The organism is Neisseria sp. P0021.S007 (assembly GCF_051956855.1).
Genome location: NZ_JBQCXA010001272.1, coordinates 1 through 507 on the forward strand (window position 1 = coordinate 1; position 507 = coordinate 507).

The 507-nt window shown below is 49.1% G+C and carries 1 protein-coding gene; it reads left to right on the plus strand.

Features of this window, described 5'->3' with window-relative positions; all coding sequences use genetic code 11:
- Window positions 1-413, plus strand: a 413-nt coding sequence (locus ACTHUR_RS18690; protein WP_440400265.1) for a P-loop NTPase, incomplete at its 5' end; no start/stop codon positions are given.
- Between the last annotated feature and the right edge of the window lie 94 nt (window positions 414-507).

Consider the following 507-nt stretch of genomic DNA (forward strand, 5'->3'; position numbering starts at 1 on the left):
TGTCGCAAAAAATCCCCGTGACCGGCTCCGTTGTCGTCACCACGCCACAAGACATCGCCCTGATTGATGCACGCAAAGCCGTGGATATGTTCAACAAAGTCGATATCCCGATTTTGGGCGTTTTAGAAAACATGTCTGTCCATATTTGCACCAACTGCGGCCATGCCGAAGCAATCTTCGGCGCAGAAGGCGGCAAAAACTTGGCAGAGCGTTTGAATGTACCGTTGCTTGGCCAACTTCCATTAAGCCTGCCTGTACGCGAAGCTATGGATAGCGGCACATCTTCGGCCTTGTTTGAAAACAACCAAACCATCGCCGACATCTACACCGAAGCCGCCTTCCAAATTGCACTGGCCATTGCCGATAAAGGTAAAGACTTAAGCAGCCGCTTCCCGAAACTCGTTGTCGAATAAAAAAATTTAACAAAGGTGTTGACAGCTGTGTACCCCATCTCTATAATGCACAGCTTATCGGGTAGTTAGCTCAGTCGGTAGAGCAGCTGTCTAT